The following is a 26,387-nucleotide window of genomic DNA, read 5'->3' as shown; positions in this document are numbered from 1 at the left end:
GACGCGCCTGCGCCCGCTGGCTACGTTGCCGAGAGCGCTCTCCACGTTGGGCACCTGACAACGTTGTCTCCCTTGCATGGAGCACCACTCACCCCCAGGAGAGAAATCCATGAATCCCCCTTCCGCGGGTGCGACTCGCCCGCGCCGCCGCAGATCGCTCCCCCGCCACCGGCGCCTCACCGGCTTCCTCGCGGCCGGCGCGGGCGCCGCGCTGATGTGCACGTTCGCGATACCGGCCCAGGCCGCGCCCGCGGCCGGGCACGCCGCCGGGCACGCCGCCGCGAAGCAGGCCGCCGCGCTCGTCACGTCACCCGCGTCCCTCGTGAACCCGTTCATCGGCACCTCGAACCAGGCCAACGACTTCCCCGGCGCCGATGTCCCGTTCGGCATGGTGCAGTGGAGTCCCGACACGCCGTCGCGGCCGCCCGGCGGCGGGTACGAGTACAACGACTCGTCGATCACCGGCTTCAGCCTGACCCACATCGCGGGGCCCGGCTGCGGGGCCGCCGGGGACGTGCCGGTGCTGCCGACCGTGGGCGCCGTGGACAACTCGGCGACGGACTCCTTCTCGCACAGCAACGAGTCGGCCTCGGCAGGCAGTTACAAGGTCGCGCTCGACAACAAGGTGACCACCGAGCTGACCGCCACCACCCGCAGCGGCATGGCGCGCTTCACCTTCCCGTCGACGAACCGGGCCAACCTCCTGTTCAAGCTCTCCGGCAGCCAGAACGGCGCGTCCTCGACGCAATTCAACGTGGTCTCCAGCACCGAGGTGAGCGGCCAGGTCACCAGCGGCCACTTCTGCGGCGCGGGCAACACGTACACCGTCTACTTCGACATGGTCTTCGACAAGCCGTTCACCGACCAGGGAACCGCCGCCGCGAAGTCCGCGGGGACCCTGCGCCCCGAGTCCACGAAGCGCGCGTCCAAGAACGCGCCGGAGAAGGCGAACCGGCCGACGCTCCACGGCACGATGCCGAAGGCCCACAACTCGGCGGCGGCCGAGTCCGCGTCGCCCGACGCCGCGGCGTCCAGCGCACACGTCACCTTCGACACCAGCTCGGACCCGGTCGTCCAGGCCAAGGTCGGCGTCTCCTACGTCTCCGTCGCGAACGCGGTCGCCAACCGCACCGTGGAGAACCCCGGCTGGAACTTCGACGGCACCCGCGCCGCCGCCCAGAGCGCCTGGAACTCCGCGCTCGGCAAGGTGAAGATCGCCGGCGGGACCGACGACCAGCAGAAGATCTTCTACACCGCGCTCTACCACTCGCTGCTGCACCCCAACGTCATCAGCGACACCAACGGGCAGTACTACGGCTTCGACGGCAGGACCCACACCGTCGACTCCGGCCACAGCGCGGCGTACGCCAACTACTCGGGCTGGGACATCTACCGCTCCCAGGCGCAGCTGGAGGCGCTGGTCGATCCGCAGGCCGCGTCCGACACCGCGCAGTCGATGGTCGACGACTACGCGCAGACGGGCATCTTCCCCAAGTGGTCGGAGGACAACGGCGAGTCGTACGTGATGGTGGGTGACCCGGCCGCCGCGATCATCGCCGACTACCACGCGTTCGGCGCGACGGACTTCGACACCAAGGCCGCCCTGTCCGACCTGGTCAAGCAGGCGAGCACCGCCAACAACGACCGGCCGGGGCTGAACTACCTGAACGCGCCGGGCTACGAGCCGCACGACGGCAGCTACGGCTGCTGCAACTTTTACGGCCCCGTCGCCACGACGCTGGAGTACAACACGGCCGACTTCGCCCTGTCGGCGTTCGCCGGCGCGCTCGGCGACACCGCGAACCAGCACACGTACGCGAACCGCGCCCAGGACTGGCGTGGCACCCTCGACCCGTCGTCCGGCTTCGTCGAGCCGCGCGACGCCGACGGCACGTGGGTGAACGGCTTCGACCCGACCAGCGGCACCGACATGGTCGAGGCCGACTCATGGATCTACACCGGCATGGTGCCGTTCGACGTGGCCGGGCTCGCCACCGCCAAGGGCGGCGACACGGCGATGAACCACTACCTCGACAGCGTGCTGCGCAGCTACACGGGAGCCAACGGCTACGCGTGGGTCGGCAACGAGCCCAGCATCGAGCTGCCGTGGGAGTACGACTACACCGGTGAGCCGTACAAGACGCAGTCGACGGTTCGGTCGGTCCAGGACCAGATCTGGGCCAACAGCCCGAGCGGTCTCGCCGACGGCAACGACGACCTGGGCGCGATGAGCGCCTGGTACGTGTGGTCGGCGCTCGGGATGTTCCCGATGACGCCCGGCACGTCCGACCTCGCTCTCGGCTCGCCGGTGTTCACGCAGGCCGTCGTCACGCTGCCCTCGGGCAAGACCCTGACGATCAACGGCAACGGCGCGGCGGACAACGCCCCTTACGTGCAGTCGGCGACGTTCAACGGGTCCGCGTGGAACAACGCCTACGCGCCGGCCACCGCGATCACCGACGGCGGCACCCTCAGCTACACCCTGTCCACCAGTGCCAATACCGCCTGGGCGGCGGGCTCGGCCGCCGCTCCGCCGTCGTACGGCGGCGACGTCGCCGCACCCGTGAAGCCGCGGGTCGGGGCCATCGAGTCGGCCGGCGGCCAGTGCGTCGACGACGCCAACTCGTCGACGTCCGACGGCTCGGCGATCCAGATCTGGGGCTGCGACAACACGGCGGCACAGGACTGGGTGATCGCGACCGACGGCACCCTGCGCACCCTGGGCAAGTGCCTCGACGTCACGGGCTCCGGGACGACGAGCGGCACCAAGGTCCAGCTGTACGGATGCAACGGCTCGGGCGCCCAGCAGTGGCAGACGGGGGCGAACGGCTCACTGGTCAACCCCGAGTCCGGGCTGTGCCTCGACGATCCCAGCGGCTCCACGACCGAGGGCACCAGGCTCCAGATCTACACGTGCAACGGCAGCGGCGCGCAGAACTGGACCCTGCCCGCCGCCCCTGCCGCCCGTACGGGCGCGGTCACCGCCGGGGTGGGCTCGAACCTGTGCCTGGACGACAAGTCGGCGGGCACCGCCAACGGCACCCCCGTGCAGATCTACACCTGCAACGGCAGCGGCGCGCAGGACTGGACCGTCGGCGCGGACGGCACGCTGCGGGTCGTGGGCGGCTGCCTCGACGTGTCGAACAGCGGCACGTCCAACGGCACACCGGTGGAGTTGTGGAACTGCAACGGCACCGGCGCACAGCAGTGGCGGGCCACGACGAGCGGCCAATTGATCAACACGCACTCGGGGTTGTGCCTCGACGACCCGAACTCGTCGACCGCCAACAGCACGCAGCTGCAGATCTACACCTGCAACAACAGCGCCGCACAGAAGTGGACGCTGCCGGCCTGACCGGCCGCCACGCCACCCCGGATGCCCGCCGGCCGCACCACGGCCGGCGGGCATCCGCCTGCGCGGCCCCGCTTCCGACCGAATCTCTGTCGGGTTCCCGACGTTGTCGGATCTCTCCGCTGTGGTGCCCCGTGCGACGGGCCTAGGGTGCCGTCCGCCCACCGCCGATGGGGCCGGTCCGGTGGCGCCCGCCTCCCCAAGCGGCGCCACCGTACCGACGACCTTCGGCGCCCCCCATGGAGAGGACACCATGAAGCCCAGACTCATACCCAGACTGGCCGGCTTCGCGGCCGTCGCGCTGGCGACGGCCACCTCGGGGCTCGCCCTGCTGCCCGCGAGCGCGTCGGCGAGCGAGCCGTCGGTCCAGCCGGCGGCCTGCGCCACCCCGCAGGCGGGCCACGCCAACTGCTGGGCGGAACGGCTCACGAGCGTGCAGGGCCACAAGGGCCTGCAGAAGGTCGCGCCCTCGGGCTACGGCCCCTCGGACATCCAGGCCGCCTACGACCTGCCCCAGGCCGGCAAGGGCGCCACGGTGGCGATCGTCGACGCCTACGACGACCCCAACGCCGAGTCGGACCTGGCCACCTACCGCAGCCAGTACGGACTGCCCGCCTGCACCACGGACAACGGCTGCTTCAGCAAGGTGAACCAGCGCGGCGGTACCTCGTACCCGAAGGGCGACAGCGGCTGGGCGGCGGAGATCTCGCTCGACCTGGACGCGGTGTCCGCGGCCTGCCCGCAGTGCCACATCCTCCTCGTCGAGGCGGACGACAACAACGACAACAACCTGTACACCGCGGTCGACCAGGCGGTGAGTCTCGGCGCCAAGTTCGTCTCCAACTCCTACAGCTCCTCCGAGAGCTCGGGCCAGACGCAGAGCGACAGCCACTGGGACGTGCCCGGCGTGCTGTTCGCCTTCGCCACAGGTGACAACGGGTACAACGGCGGCACCCAGTACCCGGCCTCGGCCACCAACACCCTCGCGGTCGGCGGCACTTCACTGCGCCGCGACTCCAGCGCGCGCGGCTGGGGCGAGTCCGTGTGGAGCGGCGCGGGCTCCGGCTGCTCGGCCTACGAGACGCAGTCGGCCTGGCAGGCGAACGTCAACACCGGCTGCCGCGGAGAGGCGAACTCCGACGTGTCCGCCGTCGCCGACCCGCAGACCGGTCTCGCCATCTACGACACCTACGGGCAAAGCGGCTGGGCGCAGTACGGCGGCACCAGCCTGGCCACCCCGCTGATCACCGCCATGTACGCGCTCGCCGGCACCCCGGGCGCGCAGGGCAACCCGGCCTCCTACCCGTACGCGCACACCGGCCGGCTCAACGACGTGACCTCGGGCAACAACGGCGGCTGCGGCTCGCCCATGTGCTCCGCACGCACCGGCTGGGACGGCCCCACCGGCCTCGGCACGCCCGAAGGCGTCGGCGCGTTCACCCCGGGCGGCAACCAGCCGCCTCCGACCGGTGACCTCAAGGTCGCCGACCCGGGTGCGCAGACGGCCACGGCCGGCACGGCGATCACACCGCTGAAGAACTCGGTCTCCGGCGGCACCGCGCCGTACACCTGGTCCGCCTCCGGTCTGCCGGGCGGACTGTCGATCGACTCCTCGACGGGCACGGTCAGCGGAACGCCCACCGCGGCGGGCACCTTCCACACCACGCTCACCGCCAAGGACAGCAAGGGCAAGACCGGCACCGCCTCGTTCACCTGGACCGTCAGGGGATCGGGCGGCGGCGGCACGGTCACCGTCACCAACCCGGGGCAGCAGTTCGGCTTCACCGGCTTCTCGGCCTTCCCGCTCCAGATGCAGGCCACCGACAGCAACAACGAGCCGCTGACCTACTCGGCCACCGGCCTGCCGCCCGGCATCACCATGAGCTCCACCGGCGCGGCCTCCGGCACGCCGACCCGGGCCGGCACGTACTCCGTCACCGTCAAGGCCGCGGACGCCGACGGCGCCTCCGGCTCGACCACGTTCCCCTGGGTCGTCTACCAGGGGATCTGATCCAGGCTCCCGCGGCGGCACGCACGACCCGAACGTGCGGCCGCCGCGGGCTTACTCGGCCGCCGCGGGCCCATCCGGTCTCGCGCACAAGCCGTAAGGTGCCGCTCCATGACCCATCTGCTGAAGCCGGTCGGGCTCGGCCCGGTGGAGAGCGACGTCTACCTCCACCTCCTGTCCCACGCCCACGCGGGAGTGCCCGGCATCGCCGAGGCCCTCGGCATCACGGCGCCGCGGGTGCGCACCGCGCTCTCCCGGCTCACGTCCGCCGGCCTCGCCAACCGGCTCATCGGCCGGCCCGCGCGCTACGTGGCCGCGCCGCCCGAGGTCGCGCTCGACTCGCTGGTCCTCCACCACCACCAGGTACTCGACGACCTGCGCGCCCAGGCCCGCGAGCTGTCGCTGCGCGCCAAGGTCGCAGCAGGCACCCAGCCGGGCGACCTCATCGAGGTGCTGGACGGCGCCGACGCCGTACTTCACACGCTGACCAGGCTGGAGCTCGGCGCCCGCCACGAGGTGTGCATCATCGACGCCCCGCCCTACCTGTCGCCCGGCACGCTCAACACCAACGAACTCCAGGCGCTGGCACGGGGCGTGACCTACCGCGGCATCTACCACGCCCCCACGCTCGCGGCGCCAGGCGCCCTCCGGCTGCTCGACCGCTACCTCGCGGTGGGCGAGCAGGCGCGGTCACTCCCGGACATCCGCATGAAGATGCTGATAGCCGACGGCGAGCTGGCCGTCATCCCGATCAGCTTCACCGGGGACGACGCCGCCACCCGCCTGCTGGTGCGGCCCTCACCCGTGCTGGACGCGCTGAAGCTCGCGTTCGAGGCGCTGTGGAACCGGGCCACCCCGGTCGGCAGGGCCGCCCCGGCCGAGCGGCCGGCCCCGGCGGGCGACGCGGCCGCGGAAGACACCGCGGGCGGCGGCAGGCACCCGCTCTCGCCGCGCGACCTCGCCATACTGCGCCTGCTGGCCAGCGGCGCCAAGGACCGCAGCATCGCCCGCGCCCTCGACGTCACGGAACGCACCGTGGAGCGGCGCGTGGCGGAGATCGTGCGGCTGCTCGACGCGTCGACCCGCTTCCAGGCGGGCGTCCAGGCGGCCGCACGCGGCTGGCTCTGACGGGGGCAGCCCCAAAGGGGCTAGTGTCCTGGCAGGTTGAGAACCACAGGGAGGCAATCCGTTGTCGACACGGGACACGAACAGCCGCACGGGCCAGGGGTACGGGCCGATCGATCTGAAGACGGACCGGCCGCACGCGGCGCGCGTGTACGACGTCCTCCTCGGCGGGAAGACGAACTACCCGGCCGACCGCAAGCAGGCCGAAAAGATCATCGCCAATGTCCCGACCGCACGGCCGATCGCCCTCGCCAACCGGATCTTCATGCACCGCGCGACCCGGTACCTGGCCGCCGAGGCAGGCGTACGGCAGTTCCTAGACATCGGGACCGGCATCCCCACCTCCCCCAACCTGCACGAGGTGGCGCAGGGCGTCGCGCCCGAGAGCCGCGTGGTGTACGTGGACAACGACCCGATCGTGCTGGCGCACTCGCGCGCGCTGCACACCAGCGACCCGGCGGGGGCGACCGCGTACATCGACGCCGACGTCACCGACCCGGACACCGTCCTCGCGTCGCCCCTGCTGCGGGAGACCATAGACCTGGACCGGCCGGTGGGGCTGAGCATGTGCGCGCTGCTGCATTGGCTGCCGGGCGACCCGTACACGGTCGTGAAGCATCTGGTCGACGCGCTGGCCCCGGGCAGCCATGTCGTCCTCACGCACATGGCGCCCCTCGATGATGTCTCGGAGGGCTTCCGCGGCACGGGCTCCGAGGTGCACGGCCGCACCAGGGAGGAGTTCGCCGAGTTCTTCGCCGGCCTCGACCTCCTCGAACCGGGCATCGTCGTGCCGCAGCGCTGGCGTCCCGCCCTGGTGGAGGTGGGACGGGAGGACGACACCCTGGACGAGGCGCTGACGCCGTTCTGGGCGGGCGTGGGCGTCAAGCGCGCGGCGGCCGAAGGCTGAGCGCCCCGGGGGCCAGGGCTCAGCCCGTCACGTGGCCGGCGTCTTGTCGTTGGCACAGCGGAAGCCCATGTTGCCGGAGGACGAGTCCGGGGTGTTGGAGGAGCGTGCGGCGACCCGGTAGCGGTTGCAGTAGGAGTCGTGGCACAGGTAGGAGCCGCCACGGATGACCCGTGCCGTCCCGGCCTGCGGGCCCCGCGGCGCGTCGGTGACGGACTCGGCGTAGTAGGTGGGCGAGAACCAGTCGCCGCACCACTCCCACACGTTGCCCGAGGTGTTCCACAGGCCGAGGCCGTTGGGGCGGTAGGCCTTGACCGGTGCGGTGGTCAGGTAGCCGTCCTCGGCCGTGTTGACGTCGGGGAAGCGCCCCTGCCAGATGTTGCAGCGCCACCGCCCGCCGGGCGTGAGGTCGTCGCCCCAGGGGTAGCGGCGACCGGACAGCCCGCCGCGTGCGGCGTACTCCCACTCGGCCTCGGTGGGCAGGCGCTTGCCGGCCCACCTGGCGTAGGCGGCGGCGTCGTGCCAGGAGACGTGGACGACGGGGTGGTTGTCGCGGCCCGTGGTGTCGGAGCGCCCGCCGTCGGGGCGCCGCCAGTGGGCGCCGCGCACGTTGAGCCACCAGGGCGCTCCGGCCGCGGTGCCGAGGATGTCGGACGAGGGCGCGTCGACCGCGAGGTGGAAGACGGCGGAGGAGCCGTGGCGCTCCGCGTCGGTCACGTAGCCGGTGGCCTTGACGAAGGTGGCGAAGTGGGCGTTGGTGACGGCGGTCGCGTCGATGTGGAACGACGGGAGACGCACCGCGTGGACGGGCGTCTCGCCGTCGGCGGGGTACCCCTCGCCGAAGCCGTCGCCCATGGCGAACTCGCCGCCGGTCAGCAGTACCTGCCCGCGCTTGTTGAAGGCTCCGGCGGGGGTTTCCGGCATCCGCTGTGGTGCCTGTGATGCCTGCGCGGACGCGGCGGGATCGGCCGGTGCGGCGGCCGGGGTGCAGCAGGGGTGGTGCTCGCTGGTCATGGTTCGTGGTCCTCGGTCGCGTGCCCGGCGGGGCGCCCGCACCGCGCGGTACCGGGCCCGCGCAGTGCGCCGCCGTGCTACGCCTGGTAGGTGGATTCGTCGAGTCCGCTGAGGGTCGGGTCGTGTTCCACCTCTCCCACCTCGTACATCGACGTCATCCAGTGGTAGAAATTGTCGCCGCGCTCGCGCAGTACGCCGTACAGCCGGCGCATCATCCGTGAGCGTACCTCCGCGTGCTCCGGGTCGGCGTAGACGTTCCGCAGCTCGTCGGGGTCGTCCAGGAGGTCGTAGAGCTCGTTGACGGAGTCCGGGTTGACGACGAGCTTGTACCGGTCCTCGCGCAGCATCCGCTGCGGGTAGGGGAAGTGGTGGCCGTGGAACTCGCAGACGATGTCCTCGTCCCACTCCACCTCGTCGCCGTGGACGAGCGGCAGCAGGCTGCGCGAGTCGACCGCGGGCTTCGCGTCCACTCCCGCGAGTTCGAGGATGGTCGCCGTGCAGTCGAGCAGGGAGACGAACTCGCGCCGCACGACGCCGCCCGGCGCTCCCGGCACCCGGAGCAGGCCGGGCGTGCGGTAGATGTCCTCGTACATCGCCGGGCCCTTGTCGTGCAGCCGGTGGGAGCCGGTGAACTCGCCGTGGTCGCAGGTGAAGAACACCGCGGTGTCATCGACGAGCCCGAGCCGCTCCATGGCCTCCATGACCCGGCCGATCTCCCTGTCGATCAGCGACACGTAGCCCCAGTAGACCGCGATGAGTTTGCGGGTCTGTTCGAGCGGCATGGTGTCGAAGGTCCAGTGCGCGCTGTAGTTGCGCTGCACGGGCGGTTTCCCGTCGAAGGTCTCCGCGATGGACGCCGGCAGTTCCACGTCCGCCGGATCGAACATGTCGAAGTACTCGTCGGGGAGGATGTACGGCAGGTGCGGCCCGAAGAAGTGCAGGGCGAGGAAGAACGGCCGCTCACGCTCGCGCGCGTCGGCGGCGTACCGCTCCAGCCTCTCGATGGCGCGGGTGGCCAGATAGTGCTCGAAGGTGGCCTCCACCGGCTGGTGCAGCCGGGCGGCGAGCAGGTTGCCCGGGCCGCCGTTCGGCAGGACGCCGCGGACCCGGTCGCTGATCCGGTAGGGCGGCAGGTCGTGCCGCGCGAGGTAGTCGAGGTAGTCGGGGTTGTCCACCGGGTTGTGCCAGCCGGGCAGTTCGGGCCCGTCGAAGCCGTAGTCGGCGGCGGTGCGCCGGTTGCCTGCGTGCCACTTGCCGATGAGGCCGCAGTTGTAGCCCTTCTCCCGCAGCGCACGGGAGAAGGTGAACTGGTCGTCGGCGAGGTCCTCGATGTAGCCGACGTTGCGCTCGCGGTTGGCGAGCAGCTTGTGCCGGAAGGGTGCCTGGCCGGTCAGTAGGCTGGCCCGTGCGGGGGTGCAGATCGCGGTGGGGGTGTACCAGCGGTCGAAGCGGGTGCCGGTCGCGGCGAGTTCGTCGAGTACCGGGGTGCGCGCCAGCGGGTTGCCGTAGCAGCCGAGGGTGTCCGCACGGTGCTGGTCGGTCATGAGGAAGAGGATGTTCTGGCCCGCGGGGGCGGTACGGGTCACTTGCCGGCCCCGGTGAAGAGGTCGCCGGTGTAGTACGTCTTCGGGTCGACGGGCTTCTTGAGCTTGCCCGCCTGGACGAAGTAGTCGTTCAGGCCGGTCAGCCACTTGTCGATGGTGCCGTTCTTGGTCAGTGTGTCCAGCTTGCCGAGGCTGAGCACCTTGTTGTTGGAGGCGTCCGCCTTCACCTGGTCCTCGGGGATGGCGAGCTTGTCGGCGGTGAGCTTGATGGACTCGTCCATGTGCGCGGAGCGGTAGGCGATGGCGTCACGCAGCACGGCGAGTACCTTCTTCGCCTCCTTCGGCTTCTTGGAGACGAAGTCGTTGCCGGCGACGAACGCCGTCGGGAAGGCGACCTGCTGGGAGAAGTCGGAGTCCTTGGCCAGCTCGACCATGCCGGGGACCTGCTTCTTGATGGTCGCGGCGGCCGGATACCAGAAGCCCGCGGCGTCGACCTTCTTGGACGAGAACGCCGAGACGATGGTCGACGGGTCCATCGGGACGGTCTTGATGTCCTTCTTCGTCATGCCGGCGTTCTTCAGGGCGAGGGTGAGGATCATGTCCCCCGAGGTTCCCTCGGGCACGGCGACCGTCTTGCCCTTGAGCTGTTTCATCGAGGTGATGCCCGGCTGTGCGATGACGCGGTCGGCGTCGCCGAGCGTGTTGATCGCGACGACCTTGGCCTTGCCGGACGCCGGCAGCCACATCGCGCCGGGGCCGATGTAGCCGAGGTCGAGGTTGTTCGTACCGAGGGCCTGGATCTGCAGGGGGCCGTTGGTGAAGACCTTGGTGTCGGCCGAGAGGCCGTGCTTGGCCCACATGCCCTTGGCGTCGGCGATGGCTATCAGGCTGGTGCCGTTGAAGTCGCCGATGTAGCCGACACGCACCTTCTCGCCGCCCTTGCCACCGGAGGAGTCGCCGCCGCAGGCGGTCAGCAGGGCGCCGGCGGTGAGGCAGGCCACCGCGGCGGCCAACGCGCGGTGTGAGGTCGTGAGTCGCATGGGTGTGTCCTTCGGGGAGCAGTCAGTCCGGGGAGCAGTCAGTCCGGGGAGCGGTCAGTGCGGGGAGCGGTCAGTGCGGGGAGCGGTCAGTGGGTCTTGGACGGCATGGGGGCGGCGGTGCGGCCGTCCTGGTGGTAGACGGAGTGCCACACGCGGTTGCGCAGCGCGGTGAACTCGGGGCTGAGGCGGAAGTCCTCGTCGCGCGCGGGGGCGCCGACCTCGACGACGTCATAGATGCGGCCGGGCCGTGCGGCCATGACGATCACCCGGTTCGCCAGGAAGACGGCCTCGTCCACGTCGTGCGTGATGAACAGGACGGTGCGCTTCTCCTTGCTCCAGGTGTCGAGGAGCTGTTCCTGGAGCTTGACGCGAGTGAGGGCGTCGAGCGCTCCGAACGGCTCGTCCATCAGCAGGATCGACGGGCCGACGGCGTACGCGCGGGCGATGGCGCACCGCTGCCGCATGCCGCCCGAGAGCGTCTTGGGCAGCGCGTCGGCGAACTGTTCGAGACCCACCAGGGCGATGAAGTGCTCGGCGCGCTTTCGGCGTTCGGCCTTGGGCACGCCCGCGGTCCGCAAGCCGAACTCGACGTTCTGCCGGACGGTCAGCCAGGGGAAGAGGGCGTACTGCTGGAAGATCACACCGCGTTCGGGACCTGGTCCTGACACCGGTGAGCCGTCGACGAGGGCGCGTCCCGTGGTCGGCTCGTCGAGGCCGGCGAGGATGTTGAGCAGGGTGCTCTTGCCGCAGCCGGAGGGGCCGACGACGGTGACGAACTCGTTGTCCGCGATGTCGAGGGAGAGGTTGTCGAGCGCGGTGAACGTGTCGCGTCCCAGCGCGAAGGTCTTGGTGACGCCTTGGACGGATATCTTGGCCGCGTTGCTGGTCATCGGCGTTCCTGCCATCCGGTGAGCTTGCGTTCCGCAAGGAGCAGGAGCCGGTCCATGAGCAGGCCGAGGATCCCGATCGAGATGAGGCCGACGAAGATCGTCGGGAGGTCGTAGTAGAGCTCGGCGTTCTGCATCCGGTAGCCGAGGCCCTGCTGGGCCGCGACCAGTTCGGCGGCGACCAGGGTCGCCCAGGACGAGCCGAGGCCCACCCGCATGCCCACGAGGATGAACGGTGTGGACGCGGGCACCACGACGCGGGCGAAGATGGTCGTGTCCTTGGCGCCGAGCACCCGGGCGGCGTTGATGAGTGTGCGGTCGACGTTCACCACGCCCTGGAACGTCGAGATGACGCAGGCGAGGAACGAGGCCAGGAAGATCACGAATATCTTCGGCGTCTCGCCGATGCCCATGACCACGATGGCCAGCGGGATGATCGCCAGTGGCGGGATGGTCCTGAAGAACTGGATCCACGGCTCGATCAGGCTGCGCAGCACGCGGTACCAGCCCATGAGGAAGCCCACGGGGATGGCCACTGCCGTGCCCAGTGCGAAGCCGGCGACCACGCGCATCAGGCTCGCGGACACGTCCTTGGCGTAGGTCCCGTTCCCGATCAGCGTCCCGGCCTTGGATATGACCTCGGGCGGTGTCGGCAGTTTGAGTCCCGCGGCCGCCAGGGCCCACCACAGCCCGATGCCCAGCGCGATGGACAGGGCGTTCAGGGCGAGGAACAGCGCGCTCTTGCGCGGCCGCGGCCGCGGCGCGTTCCCGGCGCTCTCCCCCGCGTCGGTGGTGGCGGCCGCCGCGGGCGCCTCCTCGGCCGTGGCTTCGGCGCCCTGCTGGTCAAGGACGGACATGGGCGGCTCCTTCGGTGGTGGAGTTGGGTGCGTCGGGGGCATCGGTCGCCTCCTTCACGTCGGTGCTCTCCGGATATCCCGCCAGCAGGGGCGAGTTGTGGAAGACCGCGGCGAGGGCTCCGATGGCGCCGTCGTCGTCCGAGAGCCGCGCCGCCTCGACGACGGGGCCGGCCGACGCGACGGGGAAGAGTTCGGCGGCGAGCGTGGCGGCGACCTGTTCCACGAGGACGGGCGCGAGCCGGGTGATCTCGCCGCCGATGACGACCTTGGCGGGGTTGAGGGTCATCGTCGCCGCCCCGATGACGCGCCCCAGCGCGGCGGCCGCTTCGCGCAGCACCCGGTCGGCGACGGGGTGCGCGGCGGCCACGGCCTCGGCGAGGTCCTGGAGGTTCTCCAGCTGGAGGCCGAACTGCCAGCAGGCGGCGAGGATCCCGGGCACAGAGGCCACGGTCTCCAGGCAGCCGCGCTTGCCGCACCGGCACGGCCGTCCTGCCGGTTCCACCGTGACGTGCCCGAGCTCGCCCGCGAGACCGGCCGAGCCCGTGACCAGCTGGCCGCCGACGACGAGCCCGCCGCCGACGCCGTCGGACAGGCGCACGTACACGAGGTCGGCGACGCTGTCGGCGCCGCTGATCGCCTCGGCGAGCGCGGCGAGGCGGGTGTTGTTGTCGACGATGACCGGCGCGTGGAACCGCTCGGCGAAGGCCACGTCGACGCCCTCCGGTGCCGGACGGAGCACCGGCGCCTTCGAGGCGGCGCGCGGCCCGGCGGAACCGGCGGGCCCGTCAGGGGCCGGGTAGGGCCCTGGCACGCCGATGCCGATGCCCTGGATCGCGCCGAAGTGGATGCCCGACTCGGCGCTCAGCCGGTCGACGAGACCGAGCGCCAGCTCGGTGCGTGTCGCCCAGGACGCCGAGCCGTCGTAGCGCACGGCGTCGGACGCCATGACCTCGTGCGAGGCGTCGGCGATGACGACGTGGACGCGCCGGTGGCCGAAGTCGACGCCCATGAACTGCGCCGACGCCGGGTCGAGCGCGAGCCGCTCGGCCGGCCGCCCGCTGCCCGCGCGCCGTGAGGCGTCGGTGTCCACGACGACGATGGCGCCCCGCTGGAGGAGGCTGCCGGTGATCTCGGAAAGCGTGGTGCGCGACAGGCCGACGACCCGGGCGATCTCGCCGCGGCTCATGGCGCCGTTCTCCTGCAAGGCACGCATCACACGGTCCTCGTGGGTGCGCCTGACCAGTACGTGCACTCCGGTGGGCAACTGCATGCCGGTCAACGTAGGGAGGCGGGGAAATTCCGTCAACACTCCGACAGAAAAAGGCACGAAGAAGTGCGGCGGCGCTTCGAGTGCCGCCTCTGCGCCGTTATCCAATCGTGACACGGTCGTTCGGTCTGCCCGCAGATCGCGGGACCTGCGCAAACACTCTGGTACGCCGAAGGTTCGAGGTACGGGGTGTCACGGATTATTCGTCCGGTGTGTTGACGGAAATAAGAAGCCGTACACATGCTGTGCGCCGTGCCGACCAGGGACTGCCGACAAAGGAGAACGTGACTGATGACCAGCACAGAGAGCGGGTTCCACCGACGCGCCCTGTTGGCCGGTATGGCGGGCGTGGGAGCGGCCGTGGCGCTGCCCACCGCCGCGGCCCAGGCGGCGCCCGCGTCGGCGTCCGCCGCGCCCGGCGCCGCGTCCGCCGCGCCCGCCGCGTCGAAAAGCGCGTCGAAGGGCCGCCATCTGTCCAACTGGCCCGACCCCGAGCCCTACGGCCTCGCCGACACCCGGCTCGATCTGTGGCCGCGTGACGACAACTCCTACATCCTCCCGCTCGAACTGCGGCCCCGCGACGAGGAGCTCGGCCGGGTCTGGATGCGGGACTTCTACGTCAACTGCTTCCGCGTCGACGGCCGCCCGCTCTACGTCGCCACAGGCACCACCCGCATGCCGGGACTCGAGGCGGCCGCCCCATGGAACGACGGCATCTTCGTGTGGACCGCCCGCTCCATCAAGGGCCCGTGGCAGCTCGCCGACACGACCGGGATCCGGCCGGGCGCCGAGCGCGGCAAGGTGTGGTCGCCCGAGTTCACCGACGAGAACAAGTCCGGGCGCACGGTCGTCGCGCCGTGGCAGGAGTACTGGCACGACGACCAGTTCGGCAAGCGCGGCGAGGTCTGGGCCCCGGAGATCCACCGCTTCCGCGACACCTGGTACATCGTCGCCTGCATGGGCGACCACTCCCAACTGGTCGGCTCGTTCATGCTGGTGAGCGACGGCGGCGTCGAAGGCCCCTACCGGCTCATCGAGGGCAACGTCGACAAGCCCTTCGGAGACTCGTTCATCGGTGGGCCGAAGTTCATCAAGCCCGGTGCCTACCACCACATCGACGGCAGCATGTACTCCGAGGGCGACGACGCCTGGCTCGTGCTCCACAACGACCTGTACGCCAAGTTCAGGGAGGACATGGAGGACATCGTCCCCAGCACGAACCTGCCCACGTTCCAGCAGCACCCGTACTCGCCCGAGCCGTACCGCGAGGGCGTGTACGTGTTCAAGTACGGCGGCAAGTACTACCTCGTCCAGAGCGCGTGGGACTGGACGTCCGTCAACGCCGACGGCACGGTGCGGCAGGCCTACGACACCGGCGGCGCGGGCCGCACGCAGTTCCAGTACGACGCGGTCGTCGCCGTATCGGACACGTTCGAGGGCCCGTACTCCGAGCGCTGGACCATGGGCGTCGGCACCGGGCACAACAACATCTTCGAGGACCACCACGGCGGCCTCTGGTCGACGTTCTTCCGCAACCCCAACGCCGGCTACTGGTCCAATCCCTCACGCGTCGACGACGGCGCCGCGGCCGGAGTCGTGCGGCTGGAGTGGACCGGGCGGCGGGACGGCCGCCTGTACGTGGAGCGCAGGAAGCGCTGACGGACCGGCGGACATGGGGCTCAGCTGCCCGGGCGGATCACCACGGCGTCGGCCCTGACGTCCCCCGCGTACGCGAAGTGCAGTACGAACGCGATGTGTTCGCCCAAGCGCGGGGGACGCCGCAGCCGGACCATGACGTCCCGGTCGTAGGCGTGCATGCGGACCGTGCCGTGCGCGGGGACGGGGAGGGTGCCGCCCATCCGCATCGTCCCGGCGTGGTGCGCGGTCACCGTCCTGGCGAGGACGGCCGGTCCTGTGGCGGGTGACGTCACCGAGATGAGTGTGTCGTCCGTGGGGCCCGTGTTGTCGATCCGGAAGAACGCGGCGGTGGTCCGCGCGCCGAGCAGCGGCCGGTAGACGGTCCCTTGGGAGACGGTCACGTGGCTGGGCCTCGCCGCGTGACCGCTCCTCGACCACGCGGTGAGGCCGAGGAGCGCGAGCGCGCAGCACAGCACAGGGACCGCGAGGGCTCGCAGGCCGCGCGCCGCCGCGCGTGCGCTGTCCACGGCGGGCAGCGCCCGGGGCCGGTTCGCGTCGCTCATCGCGCGCCCCCGCGCCCGGCCGCGCTCCCTGGGCCCGCGTACGCGCGTGGTCCAAGCGCCGCGCGGGGTGTCCGGCGCGGCCCCGGCCGCCAGGTGCGCAGGCGCAGGCTCGACGCGACGACGAGGACGGAACTCGCGGACATGGCCGCGGCGGCGATCGTCGGGGCGAGCAGCCCGAGTGCGGCGAGCGGCAGGGTGACCGCGTTGTACCCGAAGGCCCACAGCAGGTTGCCCCGCACGGTCGCCATCGTCCGCCTGGCCAGCAGGACGGCGTCCACCAGGGCCTCGATGGCGTCCTCGCGCACGAGCGTCACGTCGGCGGCGCCGATGGCCGCGTCCGTGCCGCCGCCCATGGCGATGCCGAGGTCCGCGGCGGCCAGCGCTGCCGTGTCGTTGACGCCGTCACCGACCACGGCGACACGCTGCCCGCGCCCGCGCATGTCCCGCACGAGCCGCGCCTTGTCCTCGGGGCTCTGGCGCGCGTGCACCTCGGTGACACGCAGCCTGCCGGCGACGGCGTGCGCCGGGCCCTGCCCGTCCCCCGTGGCGAGGACGACGGACAGGCCGAGGCGGCGCAGCCGCTCGACGGCGCGGTAGGCGGAGGGGCGCAGCACGTCCCCGATCTCGATGAGCAGTTCGGGCCGCTCGTCCACGACGGCGACCACGGCCGTGTGGGCGCGGGCGGCCGCCGCGTCCCGCGCTCGCGCGAGTCCCTCCGGCAGGTCGCCCTCCGCGCTGCGCACCACCACGCGGCGGCCCTCGACCGTGCCGCGCACGCCCGAGCCCGCGGTGGCGGCGAAGTCCGTGGCCGGCGGCAGTTCGGCCCCGGGCAGCCGGCGGCGCGCGTGGGCGGTGACGGCGCGGCCCACCGGGTGCTCCGAGGCGTGCTCGACGGCTCCCACCAGGCGCAGCACGTCCGGTTCGTCCAAGCCCGCCGGGTCGGCCGTCACCGAGAGGACCGACATGCGCCCGGTGGTGAGGGTGCCCGTCTTGTCGAGCACCACCGTGTCGACGCGCCGCAGCGTTTCGAGCGCGCGTGGGCCCGAGACGAGTACGCCGAGCCCGGCGCCGCGGCCGGTCGCCGCGAGGAGGGCCGTCGGGGTGGCGAGTCCGAGCGCGCACGGGCAGGCGACCACGAGGACGGCGACGGCCGAGGTGACCGCGGTGTGCGGGGACGCGCCCGCGCCGAGCCAGAACCCGAGGACGGTGACGGCGAGCGCGACGACGGTGGGCACGAACACCCCGGCGACGCTGTCCGCCACGCGCTGCGCACGCGCCTTGCCCGCCTGGGCGTCGGCGACCAGCCGGGCGATACGGGCGAGCCGGGTGTCCTCGCCGACCGCGGTGGCCCGTACGACGAGGCGGCCACCGGCGTTGACGGCGGCGCCGGTCACGGCGTCTCCGGGCCCGACCTCGACGGGCTCGCTCTCCCCCGTGACGAGGGAGAGGTCGACGGCGCCGCGCCCCTCAGTCACCACTCCGTCCGTCGCGACGCGTTCGCCGGGACGCACGGCGAACCGATCGCCCACTCGCAGGGTTTCGGCCGCGGCGCGGTGTTCGCGTCCCCGGCCGTCGAGGACGCTCGCCTCCTTGACGGTCATGGTGGCGAGCGCCCGCAGCGCGGCCCCCGTGCCCCGCCTGGCGCGCCCTTCGAGGGCCCGTCCGAGCAGCACGAACAACGGGACGCCGACCGCGGCCTCCAGGTAGAGTCCGGGGGTGTCCGGGCCCGCGGCGGGCGCGAGCGAGAAGGGCATGCGCATGCCAGGATCACCGGCGCCCCCGGCGAACAGCGCGTACACGGACCAGCCGAAGGACGCGGCGACGCCGAGGGACACGAGGGTGTCCATGGTGGCGGCCGAGTGGCGCAGCCCGCGCAGCGCGCGACGGTGGAAGGGCCAGGCGCCCCAGGTGGCGACGGGCGCGGCGAGGGCGAAGGAGAACCACTGCCAGTCGCGGAACTGCAGCCCGGTCACCATGGACAGCACGAGTACGGGGACGGCGAGCAGCGCGGTCAGCAGGAGGCGGGTGCGTGCGGCACGCTCGTCGTCCGCCCGCGCGCCGGTCGCGCCGTACGTCTCGTCTGTCCCGTCGTTCCGGGCGCTCCCGTCGCTCGGGCGCCGCCGCACCTCGGCCTGGTAGCCCGCGCGTTCGACGGCCGCGATCAGGTCCTCGGGCGCCACGTCGGCGCCGTGGTGGACGCGGGCGGTGCCGGTCGCGAGGTTGACGCTCGCGCGTACGCCGTCGATGCGTGCGAGCCGCTTCTCGACGCGCGCCACGCAGGCCGCGCACGTCATCCCGGTGACGGTCAGGTCCGTTGTGGCCGGCGTGGTGGCACCGGCGGTGTCATGGGCCATCACATGCCGCCCATGCCGGCCATCCCGCCTGTGGGCCCGCCGCCCTTCGGCCCGCCGCCCCCTGTGCGGTGCAGGCCGGGGGCGGCGGGCCCGGAGGCGGAGCCGACGGCGTACGCCACGGTGAAGACCGCGGCCAGCAGGACGGCGAAGCCGAGCAGCGGGAGCAGCCCGGAGAGAGGTGCGCCCGCTGCGCGGCGGCGCGCTGTCGGTGCGGGAAAGGAGGTCGCCACAAGTGATTCCTGAGAAGCGGGGGGAGGTTCGGGAAGTGCCTGGGGTTCGGCAAGTTCGGGAGGCGCGTGAACCACCTGTTCCGGCGGCCCCGTGAGTCCCGTTCCGCATCAGTAGTCGTACGGGAAGCGCGCCCAGTTCCCGCACTTTCGCGTCGGCCGCGCCACATGGGCAGAGCTCGGGAGGGGAAGACATCGGCGGTCAACTACCTGGCCCTGAAGGGCCTGGCTTGCAGGCAGAGTGGGACGCGAAGCCCTCACTGTGGTCTCCTGCGTCCGGAACGGCTAGGCCGTTCTGGGGCGGTTGACTGCGCCCCGCTGCCACGCGGCATCGGCCCGGTGGGCGATGTTGCGGGAGCCGTTGTGGTCCGCGTGCAGAACCGTCCCGCAGGACCTGCACACGAACCGTGCTTGAGTCACCCGGTTGGACCGGTGGGTGTGCCAGCACTCCGAGCACTGACGGGAGGTGTTCCTCGGGTCCACACGGACCACGGGAACACCAGCCCTCTTGGCCTTGTACTCGATGAACGTACCGAGCTGGGCGAATGCCCAGGAGTGCAGTCGTGCCCGCTGGTCCTTCTTGGCCGTAACCCTCTGCCGGATACCGGTCAGATCTTCCAGACCGATACCCCGGGAGGTGCGTTCAGCGTGGGCGACGAGCTTCTTGGCGATGATGTGATTGCGCTGGGTGGCGTACCGGGCTTCCTTGCGCCGGTTGCGCTTGAGGGCACGGGCAGCCGACTTGGTGCGCTTCTTCTGCAGCTTGGTGCGCAGATCGCGCTTGCGCTGCCGGTAGCGGTTGACCTGCCGGCCGGACATGATCCGACCGTCCGACGTGGTGGCGATGTTGACGATCCCCAGGTCTACACCGAGGAAACCACCTGGCTCGGACCTATTGGGTTCGACCACCTCGATGGTGGCGTACAGGAAGAACATGCCGTCCCGCAGCACCAGGTCCGACTCCCCCTTGCGGGAGGACAGGAGCTTCATCGCCTCGTCGGAGCAGACGAAGGGGATGCCCTTCAACCGCCCGGCCACCGTCCAGATGGACACCGACCTCGCGTCGAGGTTCCAGGTCAGCATCCGGTCGTCGTACGGCTGCGCCGACGTCTCACGGAAACGGATCGGCTTCGACAAGATCTTGGCCCGGCGCTTGGAACCCTCTGGCCCGTGGTTCCCGGCACGGATGTTGGCCTTGAGCGTGGCGTAGGAGTCGCACACCTTCTTCACGGTACGCACGGTGGCCTGCGCCCCGAGATCGAAGTCGGCCTTGATCCCGTGGTACACGGCATCCTGCAACCCGTTGCGCCGCTTCAGGTTCTTCTCGAACGCCACCTCGGACGCGTGATTCGCGGCCCGATTGCAGGCACGCAGAGTGGCCACCAGAGCGTCCGCGTCATGAGCGGACGCAGGCAACAACTTCACCTGCGCGACAATCTTCACGTAAAGCAACATAGGTGTATATCCGACGCTTCGTCAAATCACCGTCCAGGCAGAACGAAGAGCACTCCGCCGCTGCGCGGCTCCGGCCGCTTTTCCTGGTCCTGAAGGGCGAGGCTTCCGAGCGAGAAGTCAGGTGAACGCGACCCGGGTGGACGAGGTGGCCGTGGCCGCCGGCCCCACGGTCTCGAGCGTGCCCTTCGGCACGGCCTTCCCCGCGGCGCGCACCTGGTCCGCCACGGGGCGCGGGCTCCCGGCCGGGTCACAGTCAACTCGTGCCGGTAGATGACGTGTTCGAGCTGCGGGGTCGTCGTGTACGCGAGCCCGGTGACCGCGGCGACGATCAGGAACGGGCCGATGCAGACACCCACGTAGAAGTGCAGGCGTATCAGCAGCGGACGCACACTCCGCCACGCGCCCGCCCCGCCGGGCTCGAAGCCGGGAGCCGCGCCCCGGTGCCCGTCCGCCTGCGGTGGCGTCTCCCGGGACGCCGCCGCGAGATCACTTGTCACGTTTCGTGGACCTTCCCCGAGGGACACACCGGCGTCTGCGCCGGACTCCCCCAGGAAGTCGCACGCCCCGGGCGGGCCGATCCCCGAGGCGGACGTGACGATCGCCATGCCACCCGCGGGGAACTCGCCAGGCCCGCCGTCCCACTCACGCGCGCGAGCGCTCACCCGCGCGAGCGCCGCGCCGCCGTCAGTCCTGCCGCCGCCCGATCCGCATTCCGGGCCGGCGCCGGTGGACGGTCATGTAGTCCAGACCCTCCGCGCCCGCGGTGACACTGCGGGACGAGCCGTGCGGCAGCCAGCACAGCGCTCCGGCGGCCAGCCGCACGGTGCCGTCGGGCGCATGCAGGGTCCCGTGGCCCGCGATGACGAGCAGGAGCACGTCGAGGTCCGGCTCGGCGTGGGTCTCGATGTGCTGGTTCTCCGCCAGGTGAATGACGTTGGCATCGAGTTGACGTCCGGGCTCGGCGAGCTTCCACAGCGCGCCGGCGGGCGCCTGCGGCTGCGCCGTGAGGGCGTGGACGTCGCACAGAAAGCCGGGCGCCGGCGCGCCGGTGGGCTCGTGGTGCTGATCAGGCATCCGCTGAAGCCTTGCCGATCCGTACCCGCCACTTGTCGGGGCCTGATTCGACGTAGTCCCAGGTGTGGGCGCCGGGGTGTGTGGCCTCGAACTCCCGGCGCAGCGGCTTGGGATCGTGGTTGTTGACGAGGATGAAGGACTCGCCTGGGGCGAGGCGGGCGTAGCGGGCGAAGATCCGCGGGTGGCGGCGTCCGTGCGGGATCTCGCGTACGTCGATCACCGCGGGCGCGTCGAGCGAACCGCCGTCGAGGAGGGTGCGCAGATCGGCGACGAGGGTCGGCAGGTCCGCGCCCGGCATGGCCGAGAGCGCGGGCAGCAGGACGGTCTCCTCCGCCGCCAGGTGGACGGCCAGGACCGCCTCCACCGCCCGCGCGGCCGCGACCGCGGCGGCCGCGTCGGGGAAGGCGGCCAGCGCGCCGACACGCGCGTCGAGTGCCGCGGAGCCGCCGCGCAGTGCGCGGACGAGCAGGCGCGTCTCGGCCGCGCCCGAGGCCGCCGCGTACAGCGTCTGATCGGCGGCGGCGAGGTAGCGGCGCAGGTCGCCGGTGCAGAAGCCGACGAGAGCCGCGTCCACGGGTGCCGCGTCTATGGGAGCCGCTTCCAAGGGAGCCGCGTCCAAGGGGGCGCCGGGGCGCGCGGCCCTTTCGGGCCCCGTAAAGCCGGCGAGTTCGGCGCGCAGCCGCTCGTGCACGTCGCGGACCTCTGCCCGCGCCCGCACATCCGGGTCGGTCTCTGTCGCGTCGATGTAGATCTCGGATGACGGTGCCACCTCGGAGCTCCCTTCGTCCCTGACTCTCTTCGTCCCCGGCCCTCGTGGCCACGATTATTACATGTACCATTTGGAGAAATCGTCCACCGGTGTGAGGAGCGCGGCGTGAGCCCTGACGACGAGCGGCAGCCCCTCTCCCCGCGCCGCCAGGCCGTACTGGACGCCGTGCGCGACGCCGACACCCCGCTGGGCGTCGCGGACGTCGCCGACCGGCTCGCCGTCCACCCCAACACGGTCCGCTTCCACCTCGACGCGCTCGTGGCGGAGGGCCGCGTCGAGCGGATGGTGGAGCAGTCGTCCGGGCCCGGGCGGCCGCGCACGGTCCATGCCGCGCGGCGCGGCATGGACCGCGGAGGGGCGCGGCGCTACCGCCTGCTCGCCCGGGTCCTGCTCGGCCAGCTGGCCTCGACCGGATCCGGGGCCGAGGCCGCGGCCACCGATGCGGGACGGGCCTGGGGGCGCTACCTGGTCGAGCAACTGCCGCCTCCCCGCCGCCCGTCGGCGCGGGAGGCGGTCGGCCGGCTCAACGCGATGCTGGCCGATCTTGGCTTCGACCCGCAGCCGGTCGGCGAGGGCGGCACGCCGGACCGCGTCAGGTTGCGCCACTGCCCGTTCCTCGAACTGGCCGAGGAGTTCGGCGAGGTCGTGTGTCCCCTCCATCTGGGCCTGATGCAGGGCGCGCTGGCGGAGCTGCGCGCGCCCGTCGAGGCCACCCGCCTCGAACCGTTCGCCGAGCCCGACGCGTGCCTGGCACGCCTGACGGTCACCACCGGGTCCGCATAGCCCCGCCGCACGCTCGCGCCCGCACCGAATCCCACCGTCGTCCCTCCAACAAGAAAGTACGAGCAGCTCCGATGATCACGCTCTCAGCGGGCATAGCAAGCGCCGCCACCTTCGTCTGGCTCGGCATGGTGCTGGCGATCTCCTTCCTCGAGGCGCCGTTGAAGTTCGGGGCGCCCGGAGTGACGATCCCGATCGGTCTCGGCATCGGCCGCAGGGTCTTTCGCGCCCTCAACCTCTCCGAGGCCGTGCTGGCACTCGCGGTGATCATCACCGTCGCCGTCAGCGCTCCCCCGGTGGCCGTCATCGCGCTCACCGCCGTCGCCGCGGTGGTGCTCGCCGGGCAACTCGCCGTCGTGCGCCCGAGTCTGAACCGGCGCTCCGACGCCGTGCTCGCCGGCGAGGACCCGGCGCTGCACCGCTCCCGTGCCCACCTCTACTACGTGGGTCTCGAGGTCGTGAAGGTCGCTGCGCTGATCGCGCTGGGCTGCACCGTCCTGTCCGGCTGAGCCGGCGCCGTAGCCGCCGGCTTGGCGCGCGGACACGAGCCCTCATATATGGTTCGCCACCCCTCACTCACCCGAAAGCCCCTGCCGCAGCCGCGCGTTCACGGGTATTGACGGGAGACGGCTCCACGCTGAAAGGTGGGGATCGTATATGAGACACGGTACGTCCCCCGGGGGCACATGACGTCCCTTCACGGGGCGTGCCTCTCCCGCGGAGGCCAGTGATGAACGTGCACGAACACGGCACACAGCGGGCCGCGCTCGCCGACGTGGTGGCGGTCCCGGTCACACCGTTCACCTCCGCCGGCGGCGGACTGGACGAGGACGCCTACCGGGCACTGCTGCGCAGGCTGCTCGACGCGGGCGTCACCACGCTCGTCCCGAACGGCAACACCGGCGAGTTCTACGCGCTGGAGCCGGCGGAGCGCCGTGCCGTCGTCGAGCTCGCCGTCGCGGAGGCGGGAGGCGAGGCCCAGCTCGTGGCCGGTGTCGGCATGGACACCCCGACCGCCGTCGCCGCGGCCGAGCACGCACGCGAGGCCGGCGCCCACATGGTGATGGTCCACCAGCCCGTCCACCCCTACGTGTCACGCGACGGATGGGTCGACTACCACCGCGCGATCGCCCGGGCCGTACCCGAACTCGGGGTCGTCCCCTACGTGCGGGACCCGCGGATCAGCGGGGCCGAGCTGGCCAGGCTCGGCGAGCTGTGTCCCAACGTGATCGGCGTGAAGTACGCCGTGCCCGATGCCGCGCGGTTCGCCGCCGTCGCGCGCGACGCCGGCCTCGACCGCTTCGTGTGGGTCGCCGGTCTCGCCGAGCTGTACGCCCCCGGCTACTTCGCCTCCGGCGCGACCGGCTTCACCTCGGGGCTCGCCAACGTCGCCCCCGAACTCTCGCTGTCCATGCTGGCGGCGCTGCGGAGCGGGGACTTCGCCACCGCGATGGAACTGTGGGCGCGGGTACGCGACTTCGAGGAGCTGCGCGCCCAGGACTCCAGCGCCGACAACGTCAGCGTGGTGAAGGAGGCGCTGCACCTGATGGGGCTGTGCGGCCGCGATGTGCGCCCGCCGAGCCGCGTGCTGCCACCGGAGCGCAGGGAGCTCGTCGCGGCGGCCATCAAGTCGTGGGGGGCGAGCGCGTGACGGCGCCCGAGGGACCGCACGAAGAATCTCGCGTGAAGACGCCCGAGCAGCTGCGCAGCCACCAGTGGTACGGCACGGATGGCCTGCGGTCGTTCAGTCACCGCGCCCGCACCCGGCAGCTCGGGTACCTGCCCGAGGAGCATCTCGGCAAGCCGGTGATCGCGATCCTCAACACGTGGAGCGACATCAACCCCTGCCACATGCACCTGCGCGAACGGGCCGAGGCGGTCAAGCGCGGCGTCTGGCAGGCGGGCGGCTTCCCGCTGGAATTCCCGGTGGCGACGCTCTCCGAGACGTTCCAGAAGCCGACGCCGATGCTCTACCGGAACCTGCTCGCCATGGAGACCGAGGAGCTGCTGCGTTCCTATCCGGTCGACGGCGCGGTGCTGATGGGCGGCTGCGACAAGACCACTCCCGCCCTGCTGATGGGCGCGGCGAGTGTCGACCTGCCCGCGGTGTTCGTCCCGGCGGGCCCCATGCTGCGCGGCCACTGGCGCGGCGAGACGCTCGGCTCCGGCACCGACATGTGGAAGTACTGGGACGACCGGCGCGCCGGGCTGATAGGCGACCGCGAGCTGGGCGAACTGGAGTGCGGTCTCGCCCGCTCCCCCGGTACGTGCATGACGATGGGCACCGCGTCCACCATGACGGCCGCCGCCGAGGCGCTCGGACTGACGATCCCCGGCGCCTCGTCCATCCCGGCCGTCGACTCGGGGCACCACCGCATGGCCGCTGCCGCGGGCCGCCGCGTGGTCGACCTCGTATGGCAGGACCAGCGGCTGTCCCGCTTCCTCACCCGTGGCGCCTTCGAGAACGCCGTCACCACCGTGATCGCGCTCGGCGGTTCCACCAACGCCGTCATCCACCTGATCGCCATGGCCGGGCGCTCCGGCGTGGAGCTCACCCTCGACGACTTCGACGCGATCGCCCGCTCCACGCCGGTGCTGGCCAACGTCCGCCCGGGCGGCGCGTACCTGATGGAGGACTTCCACTACGCGGGCGGCCTGCCGGGCCTGCTCGGCCGCCTGCGCGACCGGCTCGACCTCGACCGTCCCACCGTCACGCACGCCACACTGCGCGAGCAGCTCGACGGCGCCCTCGTCCACGACGACGACGTCATCCGGCCGCCGGACAAGGCGCTCGCGCCGGAAGGCGGCATCGCCGTGCTGCGCGGCAACCTGGCCCCGGACGGCGCGGTGATCAAACACATCGCAGCCGAGCCCCACCTGCTGCAACATACCGGTCCAGCCGTCGTGTTCGACGACTACCGGCAGATGCAGAAGACGATCGACGACCCGTCCCTCGCCGTCACCGCGGACTCGGTGCTCGTCCTGCGCGGCGCGGGGCCGCTCGGCGGCCCCGGCATGCCTGAGTACGGGATGCTGCCGATCCCGAAGTACCTGCTCGAACAGGGGGTGCGGGACATGGTGCGGATCTCCGACGCGCGGATGAGCGGAACGTCCTACGGGGCGTGCGTGCTGCACGTCGCGCCGGAGTCGTACGTCGGCGGCCCGCTCGCGCTCGTCCGCACCGGGGACCTGGTCACGCTGGACGTGGAGAAGCGCACGCTGCGACTTGACGTCGACGACGCGGAGCTGGCGGAACGCAGGGCCGCCTGGCAGGCCCCGGCCCCGCGCTACGGCCGCGGATACGGCTCCCTGTACCAGGAGCAGATCACCCAGGCGGACATCGGCTGCGACTTCGCCTTCCTGTCACGCCCCGGCGAGGTCCCCGACCCCTACGCAGGCTGATACGCCCGCCGGCGGCGGGAGTTCACCGCGATCACCCGCTGCTGCGCGGCCTCTTGACCACGCATCCGCGACACCCTACCGTCCCGCACATCGTATATGAGATCTCTGGCCGCCCCGAGGTCTCCCG

At 71.6% G+C, this 26,387-nt stretch carries 22 protein-coding genes; 9 read left to right on the top strand and 13 right to left on the bottom strand.

The annotated features are described in order from the left end of the window. Nucleotides 1-109: 109 nt before the first annotated feature. The 4 genes from JFN87_RS02300 (at nucleotide 110) to JFN87_RS02285 (ending at nucleotide 7,392) form a co-directional block, all read left to right on the top strand. A complete protein-coding gene (locus JFN87_RS02300; RefSeq protein WP_245178605.1) occupies nucleotides 110-3,355 on the top strand; it encodes a lectin in 3,246 nt (1,081 codons plus the stop codon). A 250-nt stretch (nucleotides 3,356-3,605) separates the two neighbouring features. Beyond that, nucleotides 3,606-5,363 (top strand): putative Ig domain-containing protein, encoded by a 1,758-nt coding sequence (locus JFN87_RS02295; protein ID WP_209338121.1) that lies wholly within the window; start codon nucleotides 3,606-3,608, stop codon nucleotides 5,361-5,363. A 108-nt stretch (nucleotides 5,364-5,471) separates the two neighbouring features. Further along, the gene (locus JFN87_RS02290) at nucleotides 5,472-6,488 is read left to right on the top strand and encodes a helix-turn-helix transcriptional regulator (protein WP_209338120.1); all 1,017 of its coding nucleotides are present in this window, start codon (nucleotides 5,472-5,474) and stop codon (nucleotides 6,486-6,488) included. Nucleotides 6,489-6,549: 61 nt separating this feature from the next. Further along, a complete protein-coding gene (locus JFN87_RS02285; RefSeq protein ID WP_209338119.1) occupies nucleotides 6,550-7,392 on the top strand; it encodes an SAM-dependent methyltransferase in 843 nt (280 codons plus the stop codon). 27 nt (nucleotides 7,393-7,419) lie between these two features. On the opposite strand, the gene JFN87_RS02280 is transcribed toward JFN87_RS02285, so the two are convergent. From JFN87_RS02280 to JFN87_RS02255, 6 genes are all read right to left on the bottom strand, one after another. Next, nucleotides 7,420-8,403, bottom strand: a complete 984-nt coding sequence (locus JFN87_RS02280; protein WP_209338118.1) for a formylglycine-generating enzyme family protein — start codon at nucleotides 8,401-8,403, stop codon at nucleotides 7,420-7,422. Between the two features lie 77 nt (nucleotides 8,404-8,480). Next, complete coding sequence (locus JFN87_RS02275) at nucleotides 8,481-9,989, bottom strand: sulfatase family protein (RefSeq protein WP_209338117.1); 1,509 nt, start codon at nucleotides 9,987-9,989, stop codon at nucleotides 8,481-8,483. Next, a complete protein-coding gene (locus JFN87_RS02270) occupies nucleotides 9,986-10,987 on the bottom strand; it encodes an aliphatic sulfonate ABC transporter substrate-binding protein (RefSeq protein WP_209338116.1) in 1,002 nt (333 codons plus the stop codon). The genes JFN87_RS02275 and JFN87_RS02270 overlap by 4 nt, the downstream gene beginning before the upstream one ends. An 86-nt stretch (nucleotides 10,988-11,073) precedes the next feature. After that, a complete protein-coding gene (locus JFN87_RS02265) occupies nucleotides 11,074-11,877 on the bottom strand; it encodes an ABC transporter ATP-binding protein (RefSeq protein WP_209338115.1) in 804 nt (267 codons plus the stop codon). Then, a complete protein-coding gene (locus JFN87_RS02260) occupies nucleotides 11,874-12,731 on the bottom strand; it encodes an ABC transporter permease (protein ID WP_209338114.1) in 858 nt (285 codons plus the stop codon). Before JFN87_RS02260 ends, JFN87_RS02265 begins: the two co-directional genes overlap by 4 nt. Further along, nucleotides 12,718-14,001: an ROK family transcriptional regulator gene (locus JFN87_RS02255; RefSeq protein ID WP_209338113.1), complete on the bottom strand. Its 1,284-nt coding sequence runs from the start codon at nucleotides 13,999-14,001 to the stop codon at nucleotides 12,718-12,720. Before JFN87_RS02255 ends, JFN87_RS02260 begins: the two co-directional genes overlap by 14 nt. Before the next feature lie 288 nt (nucleotides 14,002-14,289). Between JFN87_RS02255 and JFN87_RS02250 the strand changes: the two genes are divergently transcribed. Beyond that, nucleotides 14,290-15,657, top strand: coding sequence for a family 43 glycosylhydrolase (locus tag JFN87_RS02250; RefSeq protein ID WP_209338112.1), 1,368 nt, complete (start codon nucleotides 14,290-14,292; stop codon nucleotides 15,655-15,657). A gap of 20 nt (nucleotides 15,658-15,677) precedes the next feature. On the opposite strand, the gene JFN87_RS02245 is transcribed toward JFN87_RS02250, so the two are convergent. The 7 genes from JFN87_RS02245 to JFN87_RS34250 all read right to left on the bottom strand — a co-directional run bounded on the left by JFN87_RS02245 (nucleotide 15,678) and on the right by JFN87_RS34250 (nucleotide 22,078). Next, a complete protein-coding gene (locus JFN87_RS02245) occupies nucleotides 15,678-16,199 on the bottom strand; it encodes a copper chaperone PCu(A)C (protein WP_209338111.1) in 522 nt (173 codons plus the stop codon). After that, nucleotides 16,196-18,553 carry a heavy metal translocating P-type ATPase gene (locus tag JFN87_RS02240; protein WP_209338110.1) on the bottom strand — a complete coding sequence of 786 codons (2,358 nt, stop codon included), beginning with the start codon at nucleotides 18,551-18,553 and terminating at the stop codon, nucleotides 16,196-16,198. Before JFN87_RS02240 ends, JFN87_RS02245 begins: the two co-directional genes overlap by 4 nt. Beyond that, a complete protein-coding gene (locus tag JFN87_RS02235; protein WP_209338169.1) occupies nucleotides 18,553-18,783 on the bottom strand; it encodes a hypothetical protein in 231 nt (76 codons plus the stop codon). The genes JFN87_RS02240 and JFN87_RS02235 overlap by 1 nt, the downstream gene beginning before the upstream one ends. Nucleotides 18,784-19,065: 282 nt before the next feature. Next, entirely contained in the window at nucleotides 19,066-20,223 is a 1,158-nt protein-coding gene (locus JFN87_RS02230) for an RNA-guided endonuclease InsQ/TnpB family protein (protein ID WP_307865261.1), read from the bottom strand. Nucleotides 20,224-20,261: 38 nt separating this feature from the next. Beyond that, nucleotides 20,262-20,840: a PepSY domain-containing protein gene (locus JFN87_RS34465; RefSeq protein ID WP_372449166.1), complete on the bottom strand. Its 579-nt coding sequence runs from the start codon at nucleotides 20,838-20,840 to the stop codon at nucleotides 20,262-20,264. 79 nt (nucleotides 20,841-20,919) lie between these two features. Beyond that, the gene (locus tag JFN87_RS02220) at nucleotides 20,920-21,309 is read right to left on the bottom strand and encodes a hypothetical protein (RefSeq protein WP_209338108.1); all 390 of its coding nucleotides are present in this window, start codon (nucleotides 21,307-21,309) and stop codon (nucleotides 20,920-20,922) included. Next, on the bottom strand, nucleotides 21,302-22,078 hold the full coding sequence (locus JFN87_RS34250) for a DUF2249 domain-containing protein (protein ID WP_209338107.1): 777 nt from the start codon (nucleotides 22,076-22,078) through the stop codon (nucleotides 21,302-21,304). Before JFN87_RS34250 ends, JFN87_RS02220 begins: the two co-directional genes overlap by 8 nt. Nucleotides 22,079-22,183: 105 nt before the next feature. Between JFN87_RS34250 and JFN87_RS02210 the strand changes: the two genes are divergently transcribed. The 4 genes from JFN87_RS02210 to araD all read left to right on the top strand — a co-directional run bounded on the left by JFN87_RS02210 (nucleotide 22,184) and on the right by araD (nucleotide 26,260). Beyond that, nucleotides 22,184-22,861: a helix-turn-helix transcriptional regulator gene (locus tag JFN87_RS02210; protein ID WP_209338106.1), complete on the top strand. Its 678-nt coding sequence runs from the start codon at nucleotides 22,184-22,186 to the stop codon at nucleotides 22,859-22,861. 71 nt (nucleotides 22,862-22,932) lie between these two features. After that, the gene (locus JFN87_RS02205; RefSeq protein ID WP_209338105.1) at nucleotides 22,933-23,367 is read left to right on the top strand and encodes a hypothetical protein; all 435 of its coding nucleotides are present in this window, start codon (nucleotides 22,933-22,935) and stop codon (nucleotides 23,365-23,367) included. A gap of 221 nt (nucleotides 23,368-23,588) precedes the next feature. Then, nucleotides 23,589-24,509, top strand: a complete 921-nt coding sequence (locus JFN87_RS02200; RefSeq protein WP_209338104.1) for a dihydrodipicolinate synthase family protein — start codon at nucleotides 23,589-23,591, stop codon at nucleotides 24,507-24,509. Nucleotides 24,510-24,541: 32 nt separating this feature from the next. Then, nucleotides 24,542-26,260 (top strand): L-arabinonate dehydratase, encoded by a 1,719-nt coding sequence (gene araD, locus JFN87_RS02195; protein WP_209338103.1) that lies wholly within the window; start codon nucleotides 24,542-24,544, stop codon nucleotides 26,258-26,260. Nucleotides 26,261-26,387 lie beyond the last annotated feature (127 nt).

Source organism: Streptomyces montanisoli (assembly GCF_017813245.1).
Taxonomy (GTDB): domain Bacteria; phylum Actinomycetota; class Actinomycetes; order Streptomycetales; family Streptomycetaceae; genus Streptomyces; species Streptomyces montanisoli.
This window is presented reverse-complemented; position numbering and strand designations above follow the sequence as displayed.

Excerpts from the sequence above, each read along its gene's own strand:
- JFN87_RS02250 (WP_209338112.1), top strand. The coding sequence starts at position 14,290 with ATGACCAGCACAGAGAGCGGGTTCCACCGACGCGCCCTGTTGGCCGGT.
- JFN87_RS02205 (WP_209338105.1), top strand. The coding sequence starts at position 22,933 with ATGATCACGCTCTCAGCGGGCATAGCAAGCGCCGCCACCTTCGTCTGG.
- JFN87_RS02280 (WP_209338118.1), bottom strand. The coding sequence starts at position 8,403 with ATGACCAGCGAGCACCACCCCTGCTGCACCCCGGCCGCCGCACCGGCC.
- JFN87_RS02300 (WP_245178605.1), top strand. The coding sequence starts at position 110 with ATGAATCCCCCTTCCGCGGGTGCGACTCGCCCGCGCCGCCGCAGATCG.
- JFN87_RS02260 (WP_209338114.1), bottom strand. The coding sequence starts at position 12,731 with ATGTCCGTCCTTGACCAGCAGGGCGCCGAAGCCACGGCCGAGGAGGCG.
- JFN87_RS02295 (WP_209338121.1), top strand. The coding sequence starts at position 3,606 with ATGAAGCCCAGACTCATACCCAGACTGGCCGGCTTCGCGGCCGTCGCG.
- JFN87_RS02220 (WP_209338108.1), bottom strand. The coding sequence starts at position 21,309 with ATGCCTGATCAGCACCACGAGCCCACCGGCGCGCCGGCGCCCGGCTTT.
- JFN87_RS02290 (WP_209338120.1), top strand. The coding sequence starts at position 5,472 with ATGACCCATCTGCTGAAGCCGGTCGGGCTCGGCCCGGTGGAGAGCGAC.
- JFN87_RS02265 (WP_209338115.1), bottom strand. The coding sequence starts at position 11,877 with ATGACCAGCAACGCGGCCAAGATATCCGTCCAAGGCGTCACCAAGACC.
- JFN87_RS02245 (WP_209338111.1), bottom strand. The coding sequence starts at position 16,199 with ATGAGCGACGCGAACCGGCCCCGGGCGCTGCCCGCCGTGGACAGCGCA.
- JFN87_RS02255 (WP_209338113.1), bottom strand. The coding sequence starts at position 14,001 with ATGCAGTTGCCCACCGGAGTGCACGTACTGGTCAGGCGCACCCACGAG.
- JFN87_RS34465 (WP_372449166.1), bottom strand. The coding sequence starts at position 20,840 with ATGGCGATCGTCACGTCCGCCTCGGGGATCGGCCCGCCCGGGGCGTGC.
- JFN87_RS02200 (WP_209338104.1), top strand. The coding sequence starts at position 23,589 with ATGAACGTGCACGAACACGGCACACAGCGGGCCGCGCTCGCCGACGTG.
- JFN87_RS02270 (WP_209338116.1), bottom strand. The coding sequence starts at position 10,987 with ATGCGACTCACGACCTCACACCGCGCGTTGGCCGCCGCGGTGGCCTGC.
- JFN87_RS02240 (WP_209338110.1), bottom strand. The coding sequence starts at position 18,553 with ATGGCCCATGACACCGCCGGTGCCACCACGCCGGCCACAACGGACCTG.